The organism is Nitrospina watsonii (assembly GCF_946900835.1).
In the GTDB taxonomy this organism is placed as follows: Bacteria; Nitrospinota; Nitrospinia; order Nitrospinales; family Nitrospinaceae; genus Nitrospina; species Nitrospina watsonii.
The window spans coordinates 902,111-925,747 of sequence record NZ_OX336137.1 but is presented as its reverse complement, the minus strand read 5'-3'; the positions used below and the strand labels follow the sequence as shown (position 1 = coordinate 925,747).

Genomic DNA, 23,637 nt, shown 5'->3' with positions numbered 1-23,637 from the left:
GCACCCCTCCTCGTTGTGTTTCCAGTTTCAATTCAAAATGAAATGTATTTTTATTGGACGCGTTGGCCGAACAGGGCTGTGCCGACACGCACCCAGGTCGCGCCTTCTTCGATGGCGATTTCGAAATCGTGGGACATGCCCATCGACAACTCGTCCAGCGAAATACCGGGAAGGTTCCTGGCCTGCAAGCGGTCGCGCATCGCGCGCAGGGCGGCAAAGTATTTGCGCGACGCTTCCGCATTCTCACTGAACGGCGGAATCGTCATCAAGCCTTTTACTGCGATCCCCGGTAAATGCCCGGCCTTCATCAGAAGGTCTTCCAGGGCATCCGGCTCGACGCCGAATTTGGACGCTTCTCCGGAAACGTTCACCTGAACCAGAACGGCCGTGACCACGCCCTGCTCCTGGCTCTGTGCGCTCAACTTTTCGGCAAGGCCCGCACTGTCCACCGAGTGCACCCGTTCGAACTGACCGGATACATACTTTACTTTATTTTTCTGCAAATGTCCGATGAAATGCCAGCCGTAACCATCGTGCCCAAGCTGCTCGATTTTACGCAGCGCTTCCTGCACCTTGTTCTCGCCGAACACGTGAACCCCCGCCGCTTGCGCCTCCTGGATGCGGTCTTCCGGCACCGTTTTACTGACCGCCACCAGACGCACCGACTCCGGATCGCGCCCCGCCTTGAGGGCTGCATTGCGTATGCGCTGGCAAATCGATTCCAGGTTGTCCGAGAGGGTGCTCATTAGAAAGCCGGGCCGACTGCAAAGGGGGAAAAGAGCTACGGATGGGTGTATCCGGCGCGGTTGGGCGCCTTTTGCAATGTAATCGAAAAAAAAAGGCTTTGCAACCTTGCGGCCACAAAGCCCTTTTTTCCTGAAATGCGGGCAACCAATCAGAAGTCAAAATCCTTACCGGCGGCGATGATATCATCCACCACCTGAAACAGCTTCTCTTTCTCAACAGGTTTCACCAGATAGTCCTTGACCCCCTTCTTCAACAAACCAACGGCCAACTCTGTATCCGGATAACCGGTGATCACCACGACGGGAATGCCTGGCGCGTTCTTCTTGAGGTAATCGATCGCTTCGATGCCGTTGATTTTGGGCATGCGAATGTCACACAGAATCACCCCGATATTCACCAGGTTGTTTTCAGAATGGAGAATCTTGATCGCTTCTTCTCCATTTTCCGCTTCCAGCACATGCAGCCCGTGCTGTTCCAGTTGCAAACGAATGACATCCCGGACATCCTGTTCGTCATCAATGACCAAAACTTTTCCGGTAACCATAGGTCCCTCCAATCGGGTAATTTGGGATCGCTTCCTCTGTTTTGGAATTTCAGAGAGAAAGCGGCGGCCGTGCGGTTCCCCCTTTACGGCCTTCGACACTTCAGCATTAAAAATAAGCCGCCGGTCCGGTTCCAGCCACTTTATTTGGGGAAAAATGTGAAAATTCCCCATGGAGGCCCTATATTAAAAATGCAGAAGGGCACCGTTCCGACTGGCTTCCAAAGAGGTTGAAATCGAAGGGATTCGGGGTCACGGTGCCAGGCATCCATCGGCGGGCTCAGGCTTTTGCCGGCATCCCTCTTCCTTATGAATGTTGCCAGCGCACCATCGGCCAAAAAACGCACCCGGGTGCATTCCGGCCTGAAGACAAAACTGATCGGCATGGTCATCGGTGTCGGGACGATTCCGCTGGTGCTGGCGATGATGTGGTCGTTTTTCCAGGGCAACGAATCGCTGACGCAGGTCATCGGCTCCAGCTTCCAAGCGTTGGCCTACGAAACCTCGACCAAGATCGACCTGCTGCTCAAAGACGAATTCCAGAAAATGCGGCACTGGTCCTCACACCCCACCTTGATCATCAACGTCAAGGAACAGAACAAGGCCACCTCGCCCGGACCCGCCGATTCTCTGAAGAGTCTGATCGAGCCGCCTCCCACCTACGAAGAGATTCTTGAAAACGGGGCCAGCCGCGTTTTGAAAAATTTCCTGCGCGACGACCTGAGTTCGGTCGATTCGACGGAAGCCCTGTTCGTGACCGATGCCTCCGGCAACCTGGTCGCCACCATCAACGATTACCCGGACCGCGACAACCGCGAGCGCGCCTCCTGGAGAGGCGTGATGGAACAGGGTCTGTCCCGTGTGCTGAGCGGACTGATTTTCGACAAGAAGCTCAACAACTACCTGTTCGAAATCGCCGTTCCCATCCGCACCCGCGACCAAACCCGTATGGGGGTTTTGCACCGGTTGTACTCGGCCAAAACTTTCTATTCTCCTTCCATTGAAAACATCCTGTTCGGTCAGACCGGGCACGTGATGCTGATCAATTCCAACGGCGTGGTGCTGGATTGCCCGATCCTGCCCACCGGCCATCAGTTGACCGAACCCGATCTGGTACAGAGTGTGACGGGCCCCGTAGCCAACTGGGTGGAAACCCAGAGCGATGGCCACGGCAGCGACCGGCTGTCCATCATCGGTTACTCCCCCCTTGCGGCCACCAACCAGATCGTGGTCAACAGCGGAAGCCCGCGGCTTTATACCTTCGCTTGGCAGTCATCGGAAGAACTGTTCGCCCCCACCCGGAAGTTGCGCATCTGGATGGCGGCGGCAGGCTTCGTATCCATCCTGCTGATTGCGGCCATGGGATCGATCGGCGCCAACCGCATCGTGCGTCCCATCCGCGAACTTCAGAAAACGGCGGAATCCATCGGTCGCGGCGAAGCGGTGAAACCGTTGAATATCAAGACCGGTGATGAAATCGAACTGCTCGCGGATGAAATCAACACCATGAATGCGTTGCTGCGTAAGACGTTTACCGGACTCGAACAGCAGGTGGAGGCCAAGAGCCGGGAAGTGATCTACCTGCGGGAATACACCGAAAGCATCCTGATGAGCGTGCCGGAATCCATTCTGATCTTCGACGCCAACCTGCAAATCGAGTACGCCAACCCTGCGTTTGAAAAAATCGCGGGTCTCAAGCACGCGGACTATGTCGGCAAACGTTTGCAGGATGTGCCGATGAAACAACACGAGGAGTGGACATTCCTGGCGATGGAGCTGACCAGTTACAGCACCGGGCAACCTCCCACACTGCACCAGACGCAACGCGACGCCTACCGCGCCAAGGACCCACTGGCACCCGCCACCGCTCATCAGAAGGAATGGCAACCGACGATCAAGCTGGGTGACCTGTTTTTTGCCTACCAGTTTTTTGAAATGAAATTCAAGGAAAAGGAAGGACGGCGCATCGGCCTCATCATGAAAAACATCACAGAGGAAAAGAAACTGCTCGACCAGTTGACTCAGGCGGACAAGTTATCAGGCCTGGGCACGCTCACCGCTGGCATCGCCCACGAGATGAACAACCCGCTGTATTCCATCATGGGCTACACCGAGGCCATTCTCGACAACTCCAGCGAGCCGAAAATCAAATCCTACGCGCAGAAGGTGCTGGACCGCTCCCGGCATATGTCCAACGTGATCCTCAACATGTCCGGTTACGCACGCACCAGTGAAAAGGATGAGGACCAGGTGGTGGACCTCAACGAGCGCATTGAAGCCGCCCTCGATATCGCGCTGCTCGCATCGTACTCGGATGACATTGCACTGGAAAAGCACTACGGGGAGTTGCCGAAATTGAACGCCAAGCCGGAAGAAATTCAACAGGTGTTTCTCAATATCGTGCGCAACGCCGTGCAGGCCATGGAAGGCAAAGGCACACTCACGCTGAAAACCTTCCTGCAGAACGACAACATCATGATCTCCGTCCGCGACACCGGCCCCGGCATTGCCGAAGAGCACCTGACCCGCATATTCGATCCCTTTTTCACCACCAAGGAGCAGGGGTCCGGCACCGGGTTGGGGCTCAACATCGTTCACAAAGTGGTGGAAAAATACGGCGGCCGCATCGATGTGAAATCGCAGCCCGGTAAAGGCACCACCTTCATCATCACCCTGCCCACAGCTTCGTCACAGGTGGACGCCACAGCATCACCGCCGCAGAGCGAGCCGCATGCCTGATTCGAAGCGTTGTTGTCTGGAGTGAAGGAAATCTATTCGGATGGGGAGGGGGCGAGCAGCTTGGCCCAGTGTTTCTTTTCCCACTGCATCGCTTCCCTGTAGTGCTTGTACTCTTTTTCCCTGGCCTTGAATGCTTTGTGATGACTTTTCCACTGACCGTTGCCGCGCACCGGCGGAACGGCCTGATGGCACATCTCGTGAAACACGGTCAACTCCAGCACCGATACCGGAACAAAATCCTGTTTCAACCGGGGATGGATGCGGATCAGTTTCTTTTTGGAATCGTAAGATCCGAACCGCACGGAACGGCGGTTGGTGAGTTTCGTTTCTTTGGACCACTCGATGACCGCGTCCACCTGCCCGCCGAAATACTCTGCGTTCAGCCGCTCCAGAATGCCCTGCAAGTCGCGCGGATCGGTCTCCGCTTCCGGCTCTTCCTCGGCAACGAGCGGTTGCAGAATCGATTCTTCCAGCCGGGAATGAATGATGTCGCGGAATCGGTCGTTGAGCGTGTCGCGTCCCAGCACCTGGTTCAGCACGTGCCGCGCCAGCGTTTCCATCACCGCTTCGGGCTCGGCTTCAAACAGCTCGAAGTAGTTGGCGTTGAACATTTCGAAGCGGACGCCGTCCGCGTCCAGTTGCACATTCACCTGGCCGAGAAACTCGAAGCCGGCTTTTTTCACGCGGAACAGGGCGCGGTAGGCCTCGGCGCTGGAAAACCGGCCTTCTCCCAGAACCACGGTGCCGGGTTTGATGGTGTGCGTCGGAGTGTGCGTTGCGATTGCGGTCATAAGGGTAGGCGAAAGAACGTGTTGAAGAATGGGTTGGACATCCGTCACTATTCAAAATAGTATTGAGCTTTTCGTTTAAAATCAATACTTTTTTCTCGGCAACCGATCCCTTCCCGACCTTTACTTGACACCCGGATTTGTGTCAAGATCAGAGTATGCGACCTGTTTTGATCGGCATTTTAATGACCGCCTTGGTGATGGCCTGTGTGCCCCCGCCCAAGGCGCCGCAGGTGATGCCGCCGTCTTACGATGTGGAAGGCGACGTGAACCTGTACCTGTCCACCTCCGACCCGGAAGTGGAACAGCAGGCGCTGACCCGGCTCAAAACCAATGACACCTCGCACGCGGTCATCAAGCAATACCTGAAACAAAAAGCGCGCGGGAAAGGCGGCGCCCCCGGCCTGCACACGGATCTCGAAATCTCCAACGGCGGCTCGTCCTACCCTTACGCCCTGTACGCGCCGGAAACGCTGGAGCCGGGACGCGACTATCCGTTGGTTGTCATCCTGCACGGCATGGGGGGCAGCGGCGACCGCACTCTCCAGAGCTGGCTGCCACGCCTCAAGCATGAAGACTTCATCATCCTCTGCCCCAGCTACCCGGCGGGCGCATGGTGGTCGTTGAAAGCGGAAGAGATGCTGTTCGGCCTGATCCAGAACACCAAGCGCCAGTACCCGGTGGATCACAACCGCGTGTTCCTCGCCGGCCTGTCCAATGGCGCCATCGGCGCATACATGATCGGCATGTTTTATCCGGACCGCTTCGCCGGCATCGTTCCCATCGCCGGAGCCATCACCGATCGCTACCTGAATTTCCTGGTCAACCTGAAGAACACGCCCATCTACAGCATTCAGGGCACGCAGGACCCGATTTTCCCGATCCAGTACAGCCGCCGCATCCGCACCATCCTGAACGATTTGAAATACCCGCTCGAATACCACGAACACCGGGAACAGGGCCTGGCGCATGGCGGACATTTCCTGCCGGAGTCGGAGGTGCCCGGACTGGTGGCGTGGTTGAAAACACAGCAGCGCGATCCGCATCCCAACATCCTGCGCATGGTGCGTGAAGGCAACCACCTCGACAACATCAGCTGGGTGCAGGTGACGCGCGGCGTCCGCATGGCCGCGCTGCAATTGCCCGGGCCGGAAAAAGAATCCATGAACATCCGCGACGGCACCATCACCACCCTGCTCGCCGTGCACAAGGAACCGAACCTGTTCGAGATCGTGGCCAAGAATCTGCTCGAACACGAGGTGTACCTGAGTGCGGAGCAGGTGGACTTCGACAAAAAAATCCTGGTCACGTTTCAGGAATTGAAAGAACAGGACGGCAAGTTCGAGACCGGTCCGCAACGGGTCAGCTTCCACGAAAAGGTGGAACCCGACCTTGAAGTCCTGCTCTCCGGCTTCAAGCAACGCTGGGACCCGCACATGTTGTTCGACGCCCGTATCAACATCAATCTGGAAGAAAAGGTCCAGTTTGCCGCACTGCCATGAACCCGCAGGACTCCACATCTGACATCACACTGAACCAGTCCATGGCCCTGCTCGGCTGGGAATGGATTCAACGCGCCCTGGCGGAACAGGCGATGTCCGCCCTCACCCGCTCGCAGTTGATCGCCCAAACGCCGACCTCCGATATCGAAACCGCGCAACGCTGGCTGGCGGAAACCACGGAGATGGTAGCGCTGTTCCACACGGTAGAGGCCTTGCCGCTGCGTACTTTCTCCGATCTGACCCCGGCCCTCGTTTCCATGCGCGAACGCCTGCTGGTCGAGGCCGAAGACTGTTTGCAGGTGGCGGCGATGCTGCGATTGGTCCGCGATCTCAAACGCTACCTCGGCAAACAGGAATCGATTCCTCACCTCGCGCCTTACGCGGCGCAACTGGAACCGGTGCCGGAGTTGATCCGCGAGATCGAGCGCTGCATCGATGACGACGGCGAGATCAAGGACGACGCCTCGCCGGAATTGAAGCAGGCGGTGCGCGACGCGGCGCGCGCCCGCGACAACCTGGAATCGACGTTGAACAAATTGATGGCGAGTTCGACCTACAAGGACGCGTTGCAGGATTCGTATTTCACGGAGCGCGATGGGCGGCTGGTGGTGCCGGTGCGCACCGATTTGCGCTCACGCATCGAGGGCATCGTGCACGACACCTCCGGCAGCGGCCAGACGGTGTTCATGGAACCGACGCAGGTGGTGACGCTCAACAACCAGGTCAAACTGGCGCGCCTCACCGTGCAGCGGGAACGCATACGCATCCTCGAAACCCTGGCGTTGCAGATCAAGGAACATGAGAACACCCTGCGCCTCAACCAACACCAACTGGTAGCGCTCGACGGCATCCACGCCCGCGCCCGGCTGGCCCGGCGCATGGACGCGCACCCCTACACCCTGCACGAGGACGGTCCCCTCACGCTCAATCAGGCGCGCAATCCGGAACTGATTCTGAACGACACCGCCGTGGTCGCCAACGACATCGCCTGGAGCCCGGAGAAACGCATCATCATCATTTCCGGCCCCAACACCGGTGGCAAAACGGTGACACTGAAAACCGTCGGCGTCATGGCCTTGATGGCGCGCTGCGGGTTGTTCCTGCCGGTGGCTCCGCGCTCGGCGATGCGTTTCTTTCCGGAAGTGTACGCCGACATCGGCGACGAGCAGAACATCGAACTCAGCCTGTCCACCTTTTCCGGCCACATCAAAAAGATCATCCACATCCTCGACCGCGCTGCATCCGGCGCCTTGATCCTGCTCGACGAGTTGGGCATCGCCACCGACCCTCAGGAGGGCGCGGCGCTGGCGGAAGCCATCCTTCTGGAGATGAAGGCGCGCAATTTCACCACGCTCGTGTCCACACATTTTCTGGCACTGAAGACACTGGCGCAAACGCAGGAAGGGTTTTTGAACGCCTGCATGGAATTCGATATCGACAAGCTGTCTCCAACGTACCGGCTGGTGTTCGGCGTGCCCGGAGACAGCGCGGCACTGGAAACGGCGCAGCGGCTCGGCCTGCCTAGGGAAACCATCGACCGCGCCCGCCGCATCTACGCGGAAAAGGACCGGCGCGCCGAACAACTATTGCAGGAACTCAACCGGCAAAAACTCGACCTTGAAAATGAAAAAGCCGGTGTCTCCCGCGACCGGGAAACCACCGAAGCGCTCAAACGCGAGCAGCAGCAGTTGACGGATACGCTGCGCGCACAGGAAAAGGAGTATGCCAAAACCAAGGCGAAACGCATCCAGAATTACGTGCGCGATGCCAAACGCGAACTGCGCACCCTGATCGAAGGCGTGCGCCAAAGCCGCGATCTGCCCACGCTGCGCAAGGCGGAAAAACAGGTGCGCCACATCGGCCACACACCGCTGGCAGAAAGCGGTCCCGACCGCAACGGCTGGGACGTGCCGCCGGACCGGTTGCGGGAAGGCGATGAGATTCTGGTCGAAGATTACAATGCCTGCGGCGTGCTGCTGGAAAACCCAGAGAAAAAAGACCGGGTGCGCGTGCGCCTGGGCAACCTGACCACCGTGGTCGAAACCAAACGCTTGCGGGGACACGTCCGGCGTTCGCCCTCCGCAAAACCGCAAGCGTCCGCGCCGATCAAGATCGAAACCGAGTCGCAGTCGCATCCCCGCACCACGCTCGATCTGCGCGGCATGCGCGTGGAAGAGGCGACGGAAGCGCTGGAGCTGTTCCTCAGTCAGGCGGTGGTCAACAAACTGGCCAAGGTGACCATCGTCCACGGTCACGGTATGGGCAAGATCAAACAGGCGGTGCGCGATTACCTGGCATCCAGCGGCATCGGCAAAGAGTTCGCTCCCGGCGAGCGCCACGAGGGCGGCGACGGCGCAACCATCGTCACATTTTAAAATTAAAACTTTTTCCGAACCTCCGGATGGCGGGAAGGCATCCCAACTTTAAGCCCAAAACCACACTCTTTTTCACCAACTTTTGCGAGGCATCCATCATGAAAAAAACAATCTCACTGATTTTGTTTTCATTCATCACCGCAGCGCTGCTGGCAACGTCTCTCCAGGCCGGGATCACCTTCAATGTCACCATGGGGGGCAAGCCGTTGACGCTGACCGGAGAACCGCTGAAGATCAACCAACCGCTGCCGGACGTGCAACTGCCCGACACCGGACTCGGCATGGTGAACCTTCAAGACGCGTTCAAGGGAAAGGTGACGATCGTCAGCATCGTGCCGTCCATCGACACCAAAGTCTGCGAGAAGCAGACGCACATTTTGAGTGAGGAAAACAAGGGGTTGGATGAAACCGCGCGGCTCGTGACCATCAGCCGCGACCTGCCGTTCGCGCAGAAACGGTTTGCCAACGAGGCGAACATCCACAACATTCTGTTTCTGTCCGATTACCGCGAAGCCACCTTCGGCAAGTCCAGCGGTCTGTTGATCGATGAAAACCGTCTGCTGGCCCGTGCCGTGCTGGTGCTGGACAAGGACGGCGTCATCCGTTACATGGAAGTGGTGCCGGACCTCGGTCAGTTGCCGGACATGGAACGCGCGTTCGACACGGCCCGCTCGCTGACGTAAATCACAGGCCGGTCATTTGAACACATCGACCAGATGGTCGAAGCGCGACGCATCTTTTTTGATGCGTGCGGCGTTGCCGAGCACGCACACCGCGCCCTTCTCTTTCACTTCGTGGAACAGGTCGGCGTAGCCGCGCACATCGTCCAGCGTGGTCGCCATCAACTCGTCCAGCCGCTTTTCCTTGAACTCCTGCGTCATGCCGGTCATGTACTCGGCGCGGGAGATCGAGCCTTTGCGATCCGGAGTCAGCGGCGGGTCCATGCGCCCGATGCAACCGATGATGATCTTCTCCAATTCTTCGCCGGGCAGGTCGAGGTTGGCGAGGAAGTCGCCGATCTCATCGTACACGTCCAGCGTTTCACTGAGATTGGGATCGCGGTACGACACCAGTCCGAGGTCGCCGGTGTACAGATCGAAATTGATCATGCTGCCGTAGGCCCCGCCCTGAACGCGGATGCGGTCCCATAGAAACGCCGTGCGCAACAGCGCCTTGACCACCTCGAACGTACCGGAGTACGTGTATCCCATCTCATACAGGTTGGCGCCCTTGCCGACATACTGCACCGTGCTGCTGGTCAAAAACCCTTCATTGCGGGGAGGCGGCTCGAACTCATAGTGCGCGGCAGGCAGGGAGGCGTTCGGCAGCAGGTCCACCAGGTGATTCGTTTTCTTGTCGATGCGCGAAAAATCCTTGGCCGGGGAAGTGATGTTGATCAGCAGGTTGTCGCGGGTGAGCACCTTGTCCGCCACCTGGCGGAATTCCTCCGCCACGCCTTCCGCATCGTCCTGAACGCGCTCATTCAGGTCTTCCAGAAAACGATAATAAGTGATGCCGTCCGTCCACTCGTCGAACTGGCCCAGCTGCGAATAATAGGCCTGCATGCGCGACAGAACGTATTGGTTGCCATGCGGCACGATGGACGCTTCCATGTTGGCCTTGGCGCTGCGGATGATCTCGACCAGCCGGCTGGTGTTGCTGAAATCGCGTTCGGTGAACAACTCGGCGTACAGGTCGTACAAGGCGTCAAGTTTTTCCATCAACACCGTACCGCTGAAATTCATATACGACATCAGGCGGTTGCGGTCCTGAAACCCGACGGACGTGTAATGTGAGGACGAAATGCCGCCGGTATGAATGCCGATCTGCTGCGACATCTCCACGTAATCGCGTTTCTTCGTGCCCATCCCCAGAATGATCCGCCCCAGCAGCGATAAATATTGAATCTGCTTCTGCGGCACCGCGGCGGTGTTGAAACACATCTGCGTGTACGCGATGTTGTTGGTGAACAGGTCGTGAAACAGCACAGTCGGGCTGCTTTTTCGTTTCACCTCGCAGGGGAAGGACGGCACCTTTTTTTCCACGTCGTTCAGGTGCATGCGCGGCAAGGTGGCCAACGCTTCCGGGGAATCCGGCGCCATCTGCATTTCCTGGAGTGCCTTGGTTTCCTGAATCAGGTTTTCGATGTCCTTGTCGGAAAGATTCGCCTTGAGCTGGCGCAGCTCTTTGCGCAGCTTCGCCTCATGCCGTTCCCCCAATCCCGGTTTGGGATAAAGCACCAGTACGCTGCGGTGCTTGTTGTCCAACAGGTGCTTGCGAATGAGGTCTTCGAAATAACCCTCGGTCATCTTCTTTTTGATTTTTTTCATCAACTTTTCGTATTTGAGATGCCCCATCGGGTCCGCGTCGTACAACCACGATCCCAAAGCCTGAATGTTGTACACGATGCCCTTGGGAAATCCGCCAAAGTTGGCTTCGCGCAGCTTGAAGTCGATGGTGTTGACCGATGCCATGATCTGGTTTGCATCGATGCCGTTTTCCGCCAGATCTTTCAGCGTGGCAAAGGCAAGGTCGAGGATCTTCTGCGCATCTTCGCGCTCCGCGCCCTTCATGCCGACAGCGAACAGGGTCTCGGCGCGGTTGTCGTCGAAGCCGCCGCCGATGACTTCGGTTCCCAGGTTGGATTGCAGCAAGGCCTTGCGCAACGGCGCGGCGGCGTTGCCGAGCAGGATATGGCTCAAAATCTCCATCGCCAGGCAGTGTTCGTAGTCAGAGGATTTACCCAGTTTCATTCCGACCACGACGTAGGTTTTCTTTTCCACCGATTCGTTTTTGGAAATCGTGTAGGGAACATCCTTCCATTTGGGCTTGCTGAAACGCCGCTGCAAACCGATGTGCGAATCCACTTCCAGGCGGTCGAAATGGCCGAGGTATTCCTCGTTCAAATATTTGAGGTACGCATCGGTGTCGCCGTCGCCGTAAATGAACAGGCGGCTGTTGGTCGGGTGGTAATACTTGCGATGAAATTCCTTGAACTCGTCATACGTCAGTTGCGGAATTTTTACCGGATCGCCGCCGGACTCATAACCGTAAGCCGTCTTGGGAAACAGCGAGTGCGCCAGATGGCGGTCGAGCACGCTTTCCGGATTGGAGAACACGCCCTTCATCTCGTTGTACACCACGCCCTTGTAGGTGATGTCGCCTTCCGGTGCGTCGAGTTCGTAATGCCAGCCTTCCTGTTTGAACGTGTCCTCGGTGATATTCGGATGAAACACCGCGTCGAGGTACACCGTCATCAGGTTGAAAAAATCCTTGCGGTTGCGGCTGGCCACCGGATACATGGTTTTGTCCGGAAAGGTCATGGCATTCAAAAAGGTTTGCAGGCTGCCCTTCATAAGTTCGACGAACGGTTCCTTAATGGGGAATTTTTTGGAACCGCACAGCACGCTGTGTTCGAGGATGTGCGCCACGCCGGTGTCATTGAAAGGCGGCGTGCGGAAGGTGGCGCTGAACACCTTATTGTCGTCGTCGTTTTCCAAAACCAGCAGTTCGGCTCCGGTTTTTTCGTGCTCGAACTGGAGGGCGAGCGAGTTCAATTCCTTCAATTTTTCCTGTTTTACCAGCTTGAAGCCGTGGTAGGAGCGATCCACTTCGAAACTCATGAATGATCCTTTCTAATAAAAACGGGCCGCCTGGGGCCCGGTGAGGGTCCGATTCTTATTGCTGTCCAGAGTATCACAGGTGCAGACAGATTTCTGCGTCAAACGATTTCGAGTCCGATCGGGCAGTGATCGGAACCCAAAACTTCCGGTGTGATAAAGGATTTTTTGACTTTGGGAAGCAGGTCGCGGGTGACGAAAAAATAGTCGATACGCCAGCCAATGTTCCGGGGCCGCGCGTTGGCGCGGTAGGTCCACCAGGTGTACCGGTCCGGCTCCTGGCAAAATTCCCGAAACGTGTCCACGTAACCGTGCTCGACGAACGTATCCACCCAGGCGCGCTCCATGGGCAGAAACCCGGAGTTCTTTGCGTTTTGTTTCGGATTTTTAAGGTCGATCGGTTTGTGTGCGGTGTTCACGTCACCACAGATCACCAGCTTTTTCTTCTCCTTTTTACGGAGCGCTTCGCAATGTTCCAGAAACGCGTCGTAAAATTCCATCTTGTACTGAAGCCGCTCGTCGCCGCTGGTGCCATTGGGAAAATAGACCGTGAGCAGGTCGAATTTGGGGAACTCCAGCCGCAGGTAGCGGCCCTCGCTGTCGAACCGCTCGAGGCCCATGCCGTAATGCACCTGCCTGGGCTTGATTTTGGAAAACACGGCGACGCCGCTGTATCCCTTGCGCTGGGCTGGGCACCAGTAGGCCTCATAGCCTGCCGGGTAGGCCACCTCCGGCGGCACCTGCTCCGGGTGCGCCTTGGTTTCCTGCAGGCACACCACATCCGGGGCGGCCGATTCCATCCATTCGGGAAAACCTTTTTTGGCCACGGCACGAATGCCATTGACGTTCCAACTGTAAATCAACATATTAAGTATGTGCTTTCAGACCAGGTTCATGAAAGGGGTCAAGCATATCCAAAATCGGCATCCGGTTCAAGATAGAGGCGCCGACCGGTGTTTTCCCGGTTTGCAAATACGCCCGCAGGAATTAGAATTGGGTGACGGGGAATTTCATCCACACTCAGATAAACCATGAACGATTCCAAAAACGACCACACCCGCGAACTGCAACAAAAACTCGAGCAGATCCTGAAGCACGGCGACCCCGGCGTCCAGGAAATGCTGCGCGACCTGATCCGGGAGTTTCACCATCAATTGATGGACGACCCCAAGTCACGCGTCAGCATGAAGGAGCAGCAAAAAACCCTGCGCGCACTGGGAGAAAAAATCATCCGCCTCCCCTTTCTGCGCGAAGACGGGGAGGAAGACGACGAAGCCGAAAGAGAAACCGTCGTCGATCAACCCCGTCCCCGCCGCCGAGGCAGGTTGATCCTGCTCACGGTCGCGTTGGTGGTGGCCGTCGGCGTTGTCGGCAAGTGGGTGACCAGAGACGAGCAATCGCCTCCCGTCCGCGTGTGCGACATCAAAGGCAACATCAACGACCGGCAGGAAATGATCTATCACCTGCCGGAAACCGAATGGTATGACAAAACCTTTGTCGATGCATCGCGCGGCGAGCGTTGGTTTTGCAGTGAAGCGGAAGCCCAGGCGGCCGGCTGGCGCAAATCCCTGCGTGACAGCGAGTGACCGGATAGCGCCCATCTCCCTGACACCTTTCATCCCGGACCCATGACCCCAGCCACACCGGAACTCGAAATTCGAAATCTCAAAGTGACGTTCCGCACCCACGGAGGCGAGGTGCCCGCCGTCAACGGCATCAGTTACCAACTGGCATCGGGAGAAACGCTGGCGGTCGTGGGCGAGTCGGGCAGCGGCAAAACCGTGAGCGCCCTGTCCATCCTGCGCCTCATCCCGGAACCGCCGGGGCGCATTGTATCCGGAAACGTTTTGTTCCGCGGACGCGATCTGTTGCAACTGGACGCTCCCGGCCTGCGCCGCATCCGCGGCAACGACATCGGCATGGTGTTTCAGGAACCGATGACGTCCCTGAACCCGGTGCTCACTGTGGGCGAACAGATCATGGAAACCCTGCGCGCTCACAAATCCCTCACTGCCGGGGAAACCCGCGATCAGATGATCGAACTGCTGCGGCAGGTGGACATCCCCGCACCGCAGACCCAATGGAAACGTTACCCGCACGAGCTGAGCGGCGGCCAGCGGCAACGCGCCATGATCGCCATGGCGCTTTCGTGCGATCCCAGTCTGCTGATCGCGGACGAACCGACCACGGCGCTGGACGTGCTGGTGCAGGCGCAGATCCTCGACTTGCTCGATCAGATCAAGCAACAGCGTCAGATGTCCGTATTGATGATCACGCACGACCTCGGCCTGGTCGCCAACATCGCCCAGCGCGTGCTCATCATGTACGCCGGAGAAATTGTTGAAAGCGGGCCGGTGCGCGACCTGTTCCGGAAACCGCGTCATCCTTACACGCTCGGATTGATCCAGTCGATCCCGCGTCCGGGTGCCAAGTCCGCGCACCAACGTTTTCACGAAATGAAAGGCAACGTCCCGGCGCCGGGTGCTTTGCCCGGCGGCTGTCCGTTTCATCCGCGCTGTCCGTCGGCGCAGAAAAAATGTGAAACCGAGAAACCCATGCTGGAAGACATCGAACCCGGACACAAGGTGTCCTGCTGGTTTCCCAATGACTGAACCATGAACGATTCCGCAGCCCACTTCACCACCACCCGCAACAGGCCGTTGCTCGTAGTGGAAAACCTGAAAAAAACCTTTCCCGGCGGCGTGCGCGCCGTGGACGGCATTTCGTTTTCCATTCCCCGGCACAGCACGCTGGGGCTGGTGGGCGAGAGCGGCTGCGGCAAATCGACGGCGGGACGCACCATCCTGCGGTTGCTGGATGCGACCGCCGGGCGCATCCTGTTCGACGACCGCGACATCACCCAACTGTCGCACACCGGGATGGTGCCGTTGCGCCGAGACATGCAGGTGGTGTTTCAGGACCCCTATGCATCGCTGAATCCGCGCATGACTGTGGGCCGCATTCTGGAGGAACCGTTTCGCATCCACAACGTTGGCACCCCTACGGACTATCCGGAGCGGGTGGCGGAACTGCTCGGCAAGGTGGGGTTGTCGCCGGACGACGCCAGCCGGTATCCGCACGCGTTCAGCGGTGGCCAACGGCAGCGCATCGGCATCGCCCGTGCCGTGGCGCTGAAGCCGCGCTTCATTGTCGCCGACGAACCGGTATCGGCACTCGACGTATCGATCAAGGCGCAAATTCTGAATCTGATGCAGGATCTGCAAAATGAAATGGGCTTGTCCTACCTGTTCATTTCGCACGACATGGGGGTGGTGGAAACGTTCTGCGACCGGGTGGCGGTGATGTATCTCGGCAAGATCGTCGAGCTGGCCGCGAGCGATGCGTTGTACGCCGCGCCGCGGCACCCCTACACCGAAGCACTGCTGGAAGCCATTCCGAAAATGGATGGTGTGCGTTCGCAAAAAAAGAAAATCGTCGCCGGCGATGTGCCCAGCGCGTCGGCGCCGCCTGCGGGATGCGCCTTCCACACCCGCTGCCCGATCAAGGAAGCGCGTTGCGAAACGGAAGTGCCGGAGTTGAAGGAAGTCGCGCCCGGCCACTGGGTGGCGTGTCACCTGCGGACGTGATGGAGGGGACTAGCGTTCTTCGCCACCAGGCTGGGAGCGTGGCGGCACCGAGGCGGCGTGGTGCAGAATCATTTTCCATGCACCGTTCACCGAGCGGAACAGGTTGGTGGCGTGCACGTGCGAGGTCTGCACACCGGCCATGTGAATGGAAAACAGGTTTTCCTGACAACCGACCCACGCCAGATCACCCGTCACCAACACGCCCACATCGCTCAATCGGATTTCCATGTGGTCGGTGTTGTCGAAGATGTCCTTCCAACTCTGGATGATCGGCGTATAGCCGCGCAGCACCGGCCAGCCGGGATGGATGCACACCGCCGCCCCATCGTCCTGCCACAGGGCCTTCATTGCGTCCAGATCCTGTTTGTTGAAAGCCTCGTAAAATGCGTTGTTGGCTTCCAGAATCAGGGCGTTGGTTTCCATAATGCGAACCGTTGAAGGCGTGGGACCGGAGCCCCGGATTTCAGGATTTTTTTAACAGGAGTTCGAGCGCGTCGAAGGTTTCCCGCGATTCCCAGTTCTTCGCGCCATCCACCACCGCGACGATCCGCCCTTCCCGGTCGATGACATACGTGGTCGGAATGGTGAACGTGTTGTACCGGCTTTCCACCTTCTGCTGCGGGTCCAGCACCACCGGGAACGACAGCTTGTATTCCTTCACGAAGTCGCGGACTTTCTGATCGTTGTCCTTGTCCAGACTGACCGCGAGGATGGTCAATCCTTCGGAACGGAAGCGCCGGTACAGATTTTCAAATCCGGGCATCTCGATTCGGCAAGGGCCACACCACGTCGCCCACAGGTTGAGCACCACCACCTGGCCCTTATAATCTTCAAGGCTGATGCGGTTGCCATCCAGGTTGCGCACGGTGAAACCGGGCGCCATGTAGCCCACCGCGGAACGTTCTTGCGTGTGCACGGAAGCGACCTGCACGTCCTCCGTCGTCACCGGCGTTTCATAATAATGGCTGACGAACAGCATCAGTGCGCCGATGAACAACACCACATAGATCGCAGCATACTTCTTAATGAGAGTAGAGCTTTTCTTTTTTGAGTCGATCGACTTCATCTTTCATCCGTTCGATGGCCACGCGCTGCGACATCAATAGAAAATATAAAAGAGTGAACGCACCGAGCGCGACCATCAGCGTGATGATCATGGGCGTGTCCATGCCGGCGCCAAATCCTTCGGGCGTGATCATCTTGGGTTTGGGATGGAACGTCCGCCACCACAGGACCGAGAAATGAATCAGGGGAATGTCGAGAAACCCGACGATGCCGACCACCGCCGCGTACTTGGCGCGAGTGGATCCGGCATCGGTCTGCACGCGCAGCATCAGGTACGCCACATAAATCAGCCACAGCACCAAGGTCGAGGTCAACCGCGCATCCCATACCCACCAGGTGCCCCAGATGGGTTTGGCCCAGATGGGTCCGGTGATGAGCACCAGCGAACAGAACAGCACGCCCACTTCCGCCGAAGCATGCGCGTAGATATCCCATTCGCGATCCCCTTTCCATAAGAACAGAATGCTGCACAGGAACACCACGAAGAACGCGAAGAACGCGATCCACGCCGACGGGATATGAAAATACATGATGCGCTGCACCACGCCCTCGGTGGCCTCGGTCGGCACATAGATAAAAATGGCCACCAGCATCGCCACCACAGCCCCCAGCGTCAACGCCAGCAGGACGCCGCCGTTGCCGCCGTTTTCGGATGCGGCCTCGTCACGGTCAGTCATTCCGCTTGTCCTTGTTGAGGGTTTCATTCAGCAGGTCCAGGTCCGCCTTCAGGGAACGGTTGCGCTTCATGAGAGTGAACACGTAAACGAGTATGCCGCCCCACACGAACAGGTTGGCGGCAAACAAAAATCCCAGGTTGTCCATTCCTTCACTCCTCGAAAATGTAATCGATGGTCATGATGGACACACCGATGAAGATCACATCGAAACACACGGTCAATCCAAGCCAGTTGAGGTTGTCGGCAAGCGACTTGCCCATCAGGATCTGGCTGGTCATGCGCACGGACCCGATGGCGATGGGCACCATCAGCGGGTACAGCAGGATCGGCAACATGATCTCGCGCGTTTTCAGGTTCGACGACAACGACGACAGCAACGTGCCCAGCGCGCTGAATCCGAGCGTCCCCAGAAACAGGACCACCAGCAGCGGCCCCAGATGCGACAGGATATCGACGTTGAAAAACACCATGAACACGGGCAGCAGAAACGCTTCCATGATGAGCAGGAACGCCAGGTTGCTCAGCATTTTACCGAAATAAATTGCCGACCGATCGACCGGCGTCAGGATCAACCCTTGCAGACAACCGTTTTCTTTTTCCAGCGTGAACGACCGGTTGAGGCCCAGCGTGCCCGCAAACAGGATGGCAACCCAGAGAACACCGGGGCCGACGGCGTTGGCGTTGACCAGACTGAGATCGACGGAAAAAATAAAAATCAGGATCACCAGCAGGCCGAAGACGAACATCGAACTGAACAACTCCCGCGTCTTGAACTCGGTGCTGAAATCCTTGCCGGCAATGGCGCCGATCTGTTGAAAATATCCGTTCATGCGCTATTCTTTCTATCGTTCATTATGCCTCATTCCATCCGGTGCCGCCATGCCCTTGCGGCGCCGTGCCGCCTTCAACCGGACTGGCCGACCTGCTCCAGATACAGTTTTTCAAAGCAGCGGGTGTCGATGTTGTGCACCGGCTCGTGCAACACAAACCGGCCTCGCGCCTGAATGGCAACGCGGTCGCACATTTCCAGTCCGCGCGCAAAGTCGTGCGTCGTCATCAACACCGTGCGGTGCTGGGTGTGCAGCGTTTCCAGTTGTTCGCGCAGTTTCAGCGACGCGTGCTGGTCCAGCCCGGTGTACGGTTCGTCAAGAAACAGGATCGACGGGTTGTGCACGATGGCGCGGGCGATGGACAGGCGTTGCAGCATGCCGCGCGAAAACGTGCGCACGCGGTCGTGCAGGCGCGGCAGCAGGCCGACTTCATCGATCACCTGTTTGGCGCGATCCGCCGGGTGCTCGACGCCGTACATTTTCGCGTAGAACCGCACGTTCTCGAACGCCGACAGGTCCGCGTACAAAAAGCTGGCGTGGGAGATCACCCCGATCTCGCGCCGCATGAGGGGATCGTTGGCGGTGACATCGTAACCCGCCACCGTGGCGCTGCCGCCGGTGGGACGCGTCAGAGACGCCAGCATGCGGATGAGCGTCGTTTTGCCGGCACCGTTGGGGCCGAATACGGTCAGGAACTCGCCGCGCTTCAGGTCGAACTCAATGCCACGCACCGCCTCGATGTGTCCGAAACTTTTCCGCAAGCCCCGCACAGCGAGGGCGATGTCGTTCGACTGGGCGGCGGAGGCTTCGGGCATGGTTGGCGGTTTTCAAAGGATGAGGATTGCCGGACCCGGCAAACCGGTTTGTGTCCAGTCAGGCCGCATCCACCTGCTTGGACTTCTTGGGCTTCTTTTTTTTGTCGGCTTTGAACTGCTCTTCCAGTTCGTCGATGCGTTTCAAAATCTGGAATGCTTCCTCTTCCAGCTTGGCGAGGAGATTGTCGTAATCGGTTTTTGAAATTTTGTCGGTATTGAAATCGAATTCCAGTTCCTTGATGGACAGGAGCACTTCTTCCTTGCGCACGAGCAGGTGCTTGTACTCTTCACCGGCGGGATCGAGGGGGGAATAGAGTCTTTTGCCGCTGAGTTTGGAGAACAGGGGAATGCCCACCGCAATCAATACGGCCGCAACAACGATGAATTCCAGAATGTGAACACCGCTCATGAGTTCAAGTTTCCAACCGATCCAGTTCGTCTTTCAACCGGTTCTGATACGGTCGGTCCTCAGCCTTTTTCTGCGGTGCGTCCTCGCTGTCGCCGTTGCCGGATGCCGCGTCCGTCGAGACGATGCCGGGTTTGCGCGTCCAGGCAACGATCGCCTTGCGCACGCCAAAACCGCCGACCATCAACGCTACAAACGGCGTGACCCATGCGGTGAGGTTGAATCCGGATTTGGTGGGAGCGGACAGGACGGTCTCGCCATGCTTGTCCACATAGGTCTGGACGATCTGCTTGACGGTCAATCCCGATTCCAGTTGCTGGGTCAACGTGCCGCGCATTTTTTCAGAATGATCGCAACTGCAATTGATGAGCACTTTGCCGCACTTGTCATCGCAGGTGCACATCAACGCGTTTTCCAGGTTTTCCAGTTGCGTCGCCGCAAATGCCGGAACGGACCCGCCCGCCCACATGACAAACAATGCAACGGTTATGATTTTGATGCGCATGACCTTCACTCCTGTGCCGGCATGAAAATGGCTTCCTGACGCTTCAGGCGTTCCAGACGGCGGCGTGACTCCAACCGGTCCGGCCACATGCAGATGGACGTGCCGAAGGCAATGACCCAGGCACCGGTCCACATCCAGCTCACCATCGGGTTGATGTGAATCTTGATCGTCGCCGCACTGGTGTCGGGATTGAAATCCGCGAGAATCAGGTACAGGTCTTCCTTATACGTGGACAACAGGTCCACTTCGGTGACGGGCTGTTTCTGTCCCTTGTAAAATTCCTTTTCCGGGTTGCCGGTCCAGATGCGGCGGCCGTCCTGGAAGATGCCCAACTGCGCGATGACGCGGGTCTTGACCGACGTCTGCTCCTTGACCATCAAGCGCTCGTAAGTGATGTCGTAATTGCGCAGCTTGACGGTTTCACCGATCTGCACGTGCTTCTGCATTTCCGTATCGTAGGCCTGCGACCCGGCGATGCCCGCGAACAGCAGCACCACGCCGATGTGGACGGTGTAGCCGCCGTAACGCCGCTTGTTCTTCCAGACCAGTTGCGACAATGCAGACGGATACGATTCCTCATGCGCCGCATGGCGCGCGATGGCCCCCTTGTAAAACTCGGTGAGGATCGAGGCCAGCACGAAAAAGCAGAGGATGAACGTGATGTACGAATAGATTTCCGCCTTGTCCGTCAACGGCACGAAGGGAAACAGCACCGCCGCTCCGGCCAGCGCCACCAGTACCGGTTTTGTGAAATTCTTTTTGAGGTTGGACCACGTCGCCTTGCGCCAGGCAATGACCGGACCGATGCCGACCAGAGCCAGCAAGACCAGCCCGATGGGCACATTCACCTGGTTGTAGAACGGCGGGCCAACGGTGATCTTCACGCCGCGGAAGGCTTCCGAAATGATCGGGAAAATCGTTCCCCAGAACGTGGAGAAGGTGATGCCAAGCAACACCAGGTTGTTGAACAGGAAACTGCTCTCACGCGACAGGAACGAATCCAGTTCGTTATTGCTTTTAAGCAGAGGCAGGCGTTTGAGAATCAGCACCGTGGAAAACACAATGATCACCCCGAGAAACCCGAGGAAATAGAATCCCAACGTCGCTTCGTCGAACGTGTGCACGGACTGGATGAGCCCGCTGCGGGTGATGAAAGTGCCGAAGATGGTCATCACAAAAGTGAGCAGGATGAGCGACATGTTCCAGACCTTCATCATGTCCTTCTTTTCCTGAATCATCACCGAATGCAGAAAGGCGGTCGCAATGAGCAACGGCATGAAGGCCGCGTTTTCCACCGGATCCCACGCCCAGTAACCGCCCCAGCCCAGCTCCACATACGCCCACTGCGCGCCGAACAGATTGCCCATGCACAGGAAAAACCACGACACCAGCGTCCACTTGCGGGTCATGCGAATCCAGCCGTCGTCGAGGTTCTTCGTCAACAAGGCCGCCGTGGCGAAGGCGAAGGGCACGGTGAAGCCGACATAACCGAGGTACAGCGTCGGCGGATGAATCACCATCCAGTAATTTTGAAGCAGCGGATTCAGACCGCGTCCGTCTTCCGGCGGCAGCGGAATGCGCTCGAAAGGATTGGTGCTGAAGTTGAGCAGGCCGAGAAAGAAAATGGCGATGACCATCATCACCGCCAGCCCCACCGGCACCAGACGCACGTTCTGTTTCCGGTTCTGGACATACACGATCAGCATGTAGGTGGAAAGGATCAGGGTCCAGAACAGGAGCGATCCCTTCTGTCCGCCCCAGAACGAGGAAAATTTGTAAAAGATGTCGAGCTCGCGGTTGGAGTACGCCCACACGTATTCGACGCTGAAGTCGTTGGTGAGAAACGCGTACCACAATGAAACGGACGCCACCGCCACACAGGTCCAGACGATCAGGGGTGTCTTGTCCGCACTCATGTACAGATCGACGCGGTTGCCGCGGAAGGCCATGACATAGCCCACCACCCCGTACAGGGCCGTGGCCAACGCCACCATCAATGCAAATTCGCCCAATTCATTCATGCTTTCGGTTCCTTATTCATTAAATAGCGCCCGACACACCGAAACGGGAAGACACCGGAAAATCGTTCCGGCCACTCATCCCACAGGGACAGTTCAGATGGCGGTCTTTTTGGTCAGAATTTTCGGGCTTTCCAAAACAGGCTGTTTCTGTTTCCCGTCTATCGGGATGTCGCCCGGGTGGGATTTCCCCGCTTCCTTCTCCGCTTCGTACTTCGACGGGCAGCTGGTCAGCAGGGTGTTGGCATGAAACACCCCGTTGTGGTCGATGGTGCCTTCGACGACCACCTCGCGACCGTCTTCAAACATATCCGGAGTCACGCCCGTGTAGGTGACAGGCAATACCGATTTCTTTTCCTCTATCTGAAAGGCCACATCCAGCGTGTTGTCCGGATCGCGGACGATGGAACCCTGCACAACCGTTCCCTTTACCTTCAACCCGGCGCCACGAAACTCATCCAGACCCTCCGTCAACTCATCGACGGTCACAAAAAATTTGGACGTGCTGCTGATGCTGGTCGTGATCAGATAGGCAATCGCTCCCACAATTAAAAAAGCGCCCACCGCGAACTTGATTTTTCTGTGTTGCATGGGTTTGCAATCTCTTTAAATATAAGGGTTAACTTGAATGAATCCAATCCTTTTCGATTGGGGCCATAGTAGCATTCGCATGTAAAATTTGTCAAAGCAATTCCCCCCCATCCAACTCACTGGAGAACGCCCCGGTAGCATCCACTGCATTCCCTATTTTACCCCCAATCCGCCCCCCGGATTCCAGTTAAATTTCCAAATTCTTTGCCGGCTCATTTGGAGGGTCGCAAAGGGGTCGCGAATTCCCCTCCCCGGCAACGGCAAATTGCCGGTCTCAAGCCTTCTCATCCCGCCTCGCCGCCTTCGTATTTTTTTCTTTTTTTATTGACAGAATGTCACGCTATGCTAGCATAGTGTCGAAATGTGTCTAATAGTGTCATATTATGGTGGGCAGGCAGTTTACCTTTGGCAGGGTACAAATGGTTGGTTTTCTAGGGACATATCAGGTCAGCTTGGATGAAAAGGGCCGTCTCAACGTGCCTGCGAAGTTCAAGGGCCTTATGGACAAGCAATACGACAACCCCAATCTGGTGGTGGCCGTGATGCCGGACAAGGAAGGCCGTAAAGACCGCGAATACCTCATCGCCTTTCCTCAGGAAGAATGGCTGGTGAATGAGGAGAAGCTCAGCCACCTGTCAGGGCTGGACGGCGACGATCGCAACAAGATGCGCGAAATCTACGCACAGGCCAGCGAATGCGAAGTCAAGTCCGGGAAAATCCTGATCGCCCAGCACCAGCGCGAGCGCGCCGGGCTGAAGAAAGAAGTGACTCTGGTCGGTATGTCCAAAACGTTTGAGATCTGGGCCACCGACCGGTTTGAGATTTGAGGGG

23 protein-coding genes are annotated in these 23,637 nt (G+C 57.4%); 8 read left to right on the top strand and 15 right to left on the bottom strand.

From position 1 onward, the window contains the following. Positions 1-50: 50 nt before the first annotated feature. Positions 51-746, bottom strand: a complete 696-nt coding sequence (locus tag QML71_RS04165) for a YggS family pyridoxal phosphate-dependent enzyme (RefSeq protein ID WP_282010646.1) — start codon at positions 744-746, stop codon at positions 51-53. 149 nt (positions 747-895) lie between these two features. Continuing rightward, a complete protein-coding gene (locus tag QML71_RS04160) occupies positions 896-1,291 on the bottom strand; it encodes a response regulator (RefSeq protein WP_282010645.1) in 396 nt (131 codons plus the stop codon). Positions 1,292-1,597: 306 nt separating this feature from the next. Here QML71_RS04160 and QML71_RS04155 point away from each other — a divergent pair, with 306 nt between their 5' ends. Further along, a complete protein-coding gene (locus QML71_RS04155) occupies positions 1,598-4,027 on the top strand; it encodes an ATP-binding protein (protein WP_282010644.1) in 2,430 nt (809 codons plus the stop codon). A gap of 32 nt (positions 4,028-4,059) precedes the next feature. On the opposite strand, the gene QML71_RS04150 is transcribed toward QML71_RS04155, so the two are convergent. Further along, a complete protein-coding gene (locus tag QML71_RS04150; protein ID WP_282010643.1) occupies positions 4,060-4,818 on the bottom strand; it encodes a SprT-like domain-containing protein in 759 nt (252 codons plus the stop codon). A 155-nt stretch (positions 4,819-4,973) separates the two neighbouring features. Between QML71_RS04150 and QML71_RS04145 the strand changes: the two genes are divergently transcribed. From QML71_RS04145 to tpx, 3 genes are all read left to right on the top strand, one after another. Beyond that, the gene (locus QML71_RS04145) at positions 4,974-6,317 is read left to right on the top strand and encodes a carboxylesterase family protein (RefSeq protein ID WP_282010642.1); all 1,344 of its coding nucleotides are present in this window, start codon (positions 4,974-4,976) and stop codon (positions 6,315-6,317) included. After that, entirely contained in the window at positions 6,314-8,692 is a 2,379-nt protein-coding gene (locus QML71_RS04140; protein ID WP_282010641.1) for an endonuclease MutS2, read from the top strand. The genes QML71_RS04145 and QML71_RS04140 overlap by 4 nt, the downstream gene beginning before the upstream one ends. Positions 8,693-8,790: 98 nt before the next feature. Beyond that, the gene (gene tpx, locus QML71_RS04135) at positions 8,791-9,375 is read left to right on the top strand and encodes a thiol peroxidase (protein ID WP_282010640.1); all 585 of its coding nucleotides are present in this window, start codon (positions 8,791-8,793) and stop codon (positions 9,373-9,375) included. A 12-nt stretch (positions 9,376-9,387) separates the two neighbouring features. Here tpx and QML71_RS04130 read toward each other — a convergent pair whose 3' ends face one another. Beyond that, a complete protein-coding gene (locus tag QML71_RS04130) occupies positions 9,388-12,315 on the bottom strand; it encodes an insulinase family protein (protein ID WP_282010639.1) in 2,928 nt (975 codons plus the stop codon). 98 nt (positions 12,316-12,413) lie between these two features. Then, positions 12,414-13,178 carry an exodeoxyribonuclease III gene (locus tag QML71_RS04125; protein WP_282010638.1) on the bottom strand — a complete coding sequence of 255 codons (765 nt, stop codon included), beginning with the start codon at positions 13,176-13,178 and terminating at the stop codon, positions 12,414-12,416. Between the two features lie 165 nt (positions 13,179-13,343). Here QML71_RS04125 and QML71_RS04120 point away from each other — a divergent pair, with 165 nt between their 5' ends. The 3 genes from QML71_RS04120 to QML71_RS04110 are packed head-to-tail and all read left to right on the top strand — an operon-like array spanning position 13,344 to position 15,899. Continuing rightward, on the top strand, positions 13,344-13,898 hold the full coding sequence (locus QML71_RS04120) for a sunset domain-containing protein (protein WP_282010637.1): 555 nt from the start codon (positions 13,344-13,346) through the stop codon (positions 13,896-13,898). A 42-nt stretch (positions 13,899-13,940) separates the two neighbouring features. Next, positions 13,941-14,924: an ABC transporter ATP-binding protein gene (locus QML71_RS04115; protein ID WP_282010636.1), complete on the top strand. Its 984-nt coding sequence runs from the start codon at positions 13,941-13,943 to the stop codon at positions 14,922-14,924. A 3-nt stretch (positions 14,925-14,927) separates the two neighbouring features. Further along, on the top strand, positions 14,928-15,899 hold the full coding sequence (locus QML71_RS04110; protein WP_282010635.1) for an ABC transporter ATP-binding protein: 972 nt from the start codon (positions 14,928-14,930) through the stop codon (positions 15,897-15,899). A 9-nt stretch (positions 15,900-15,908) separates the two neighbouring features. Here QML71_RS04110 and QML71_RS04105 read toward each other — a convergent pair whose 3' ends face one another. From QML71_RS04105 to QML71_RS04060, 10 genes are all read right to left on the bottom strand, one after another. After that, complete coding sequence (locus QML71_RS04105) at positions 15,909-16,322, bottom strand: nuclear transport factor 2 family protein (protein ID WP_282010634.1); 414 nt, start codon at positions 16,320-16,322, stop codon at positions 15,909-15,911. 40 nt (positions 16,323-16,362) lie between these two features. Next, a complete protein-coding gene (locus QML71_RS04100; RefSeq protein ID WP_282010633.1) occupies positions 16,363-16,965 on the bottom strand; it encodes a peroxiredoxin family protein in 603 nt (200 codons plus the stop codon). Further along, entirely contained in the window at positions 16,922-17,641 is a 720-nt protein-coding gene (gene ccsA / locus QML71_RS04095; RefSeq protein WP_282010632.1) for a cytochrome c biogenesis protein CcsA, read from the bottom strand. Before ccsA ends, QML71_RS04100 begins: the two co-directional genes overlap by 44 nt. Further along, positions 17,634-17,786 (bottom strand): CcmD family protein, encoded by a 153-nt coding sequence (locus QML71_RS04090; RefSeq protein ID WP_282010631.1) that lies wholly within the window; start codon positions 17,784-17,786, stop codon positions 17,634-17,636. Before QML71_RS04090 ends, ccsA begins: the two co-directional genes overlap by 8 nt. 4 nt (positions 17,787-17,790) lie before the next feature. Beyond that, entirely contained in the window at positions 17,791-18,471 is a 681-nt protein-coding gene (locus tag QML71_RS04085; protein ID WP_282010630.1) for a heme exporter protein CcmB, read from the bottom strand. A 74-nt stretch (positions 18,472-18,545) separates the two neighbouring features. Further along, entirely contained in the window at positions 18,546-19,286 is a 741-nt protein-coding gene (locus QML71_RS04080) for an ABC transporter ATP-binding protein (protein ID WP_282010629.1), read from the bottom strand. A 58-nt stretch (positions 19,287-19,344) separates the two neighbouring features. Then, positions 19,345-19,695: a hypothetical protein gene (locus QML71_RS04075; RefSeq protein ID WP_282010628.1), complete on the bottom strand. Its 351-nt coding sequence runs from the start codon at positions 19,693-19,695 to the stop codon at positions 19,345-19,347. A 4-nt stretch (positions 19,696-19,699) separates the two neighbouring features. Continuing rightward, positions 19,700-20,197 (bottom strand): cytochrome c-type biogenesis protein, encoded by a 498-nt coding sequence (locus tag QML71_RS04070; RefSeq protein ID WP_282010627.1) that lies wholly within the window; start codon positions 20,195-20,197, stop codon positions 19,700-19,702. 5 nt (positions 20,198-20,202) lie between these two features. Then, positions 20,203-22,218, bottom strand: a complete 2,016-nt coding sequence (locus QML71_RS04065; protein ID WP_282010626.1) for a heme lyase CcmF/NrfE family subunit — start codon at positions 22,216-22,218, stop codon at positions 20,203-20,205. 93 nt (positions 22,219-22,311) lie between these two features. Next, positions 22,312-22,806, bottom strand: coding sequence for a cytochrome c maturation protein CcmE (locus tag QML71_RS04060; RefSeq protein ID WP_282010625.1), 495 nt, complete (start codon positions 22,804-22,806; stop codon positions 22,312-22,314). Positions 22,807-23,189: 383 nt separating this feature from the next. On the opposite strand from QML71_RS04060, the gene QML71_RS04055 reads away from it, so the two are divergent. Continuing rightward, a complete protein-coding gene (locus QML71_RS04055; protein WP_371832115.1) occupies positions 23,190-23,633 on the top strand; it encodes a division/cell wall cluster transcriptional repressor MraZ in 444 nt (147 codons plus the stop codon). The last annotated feature ends 4 nt before the right edge of the window (positions 23,634-23,637 follow it).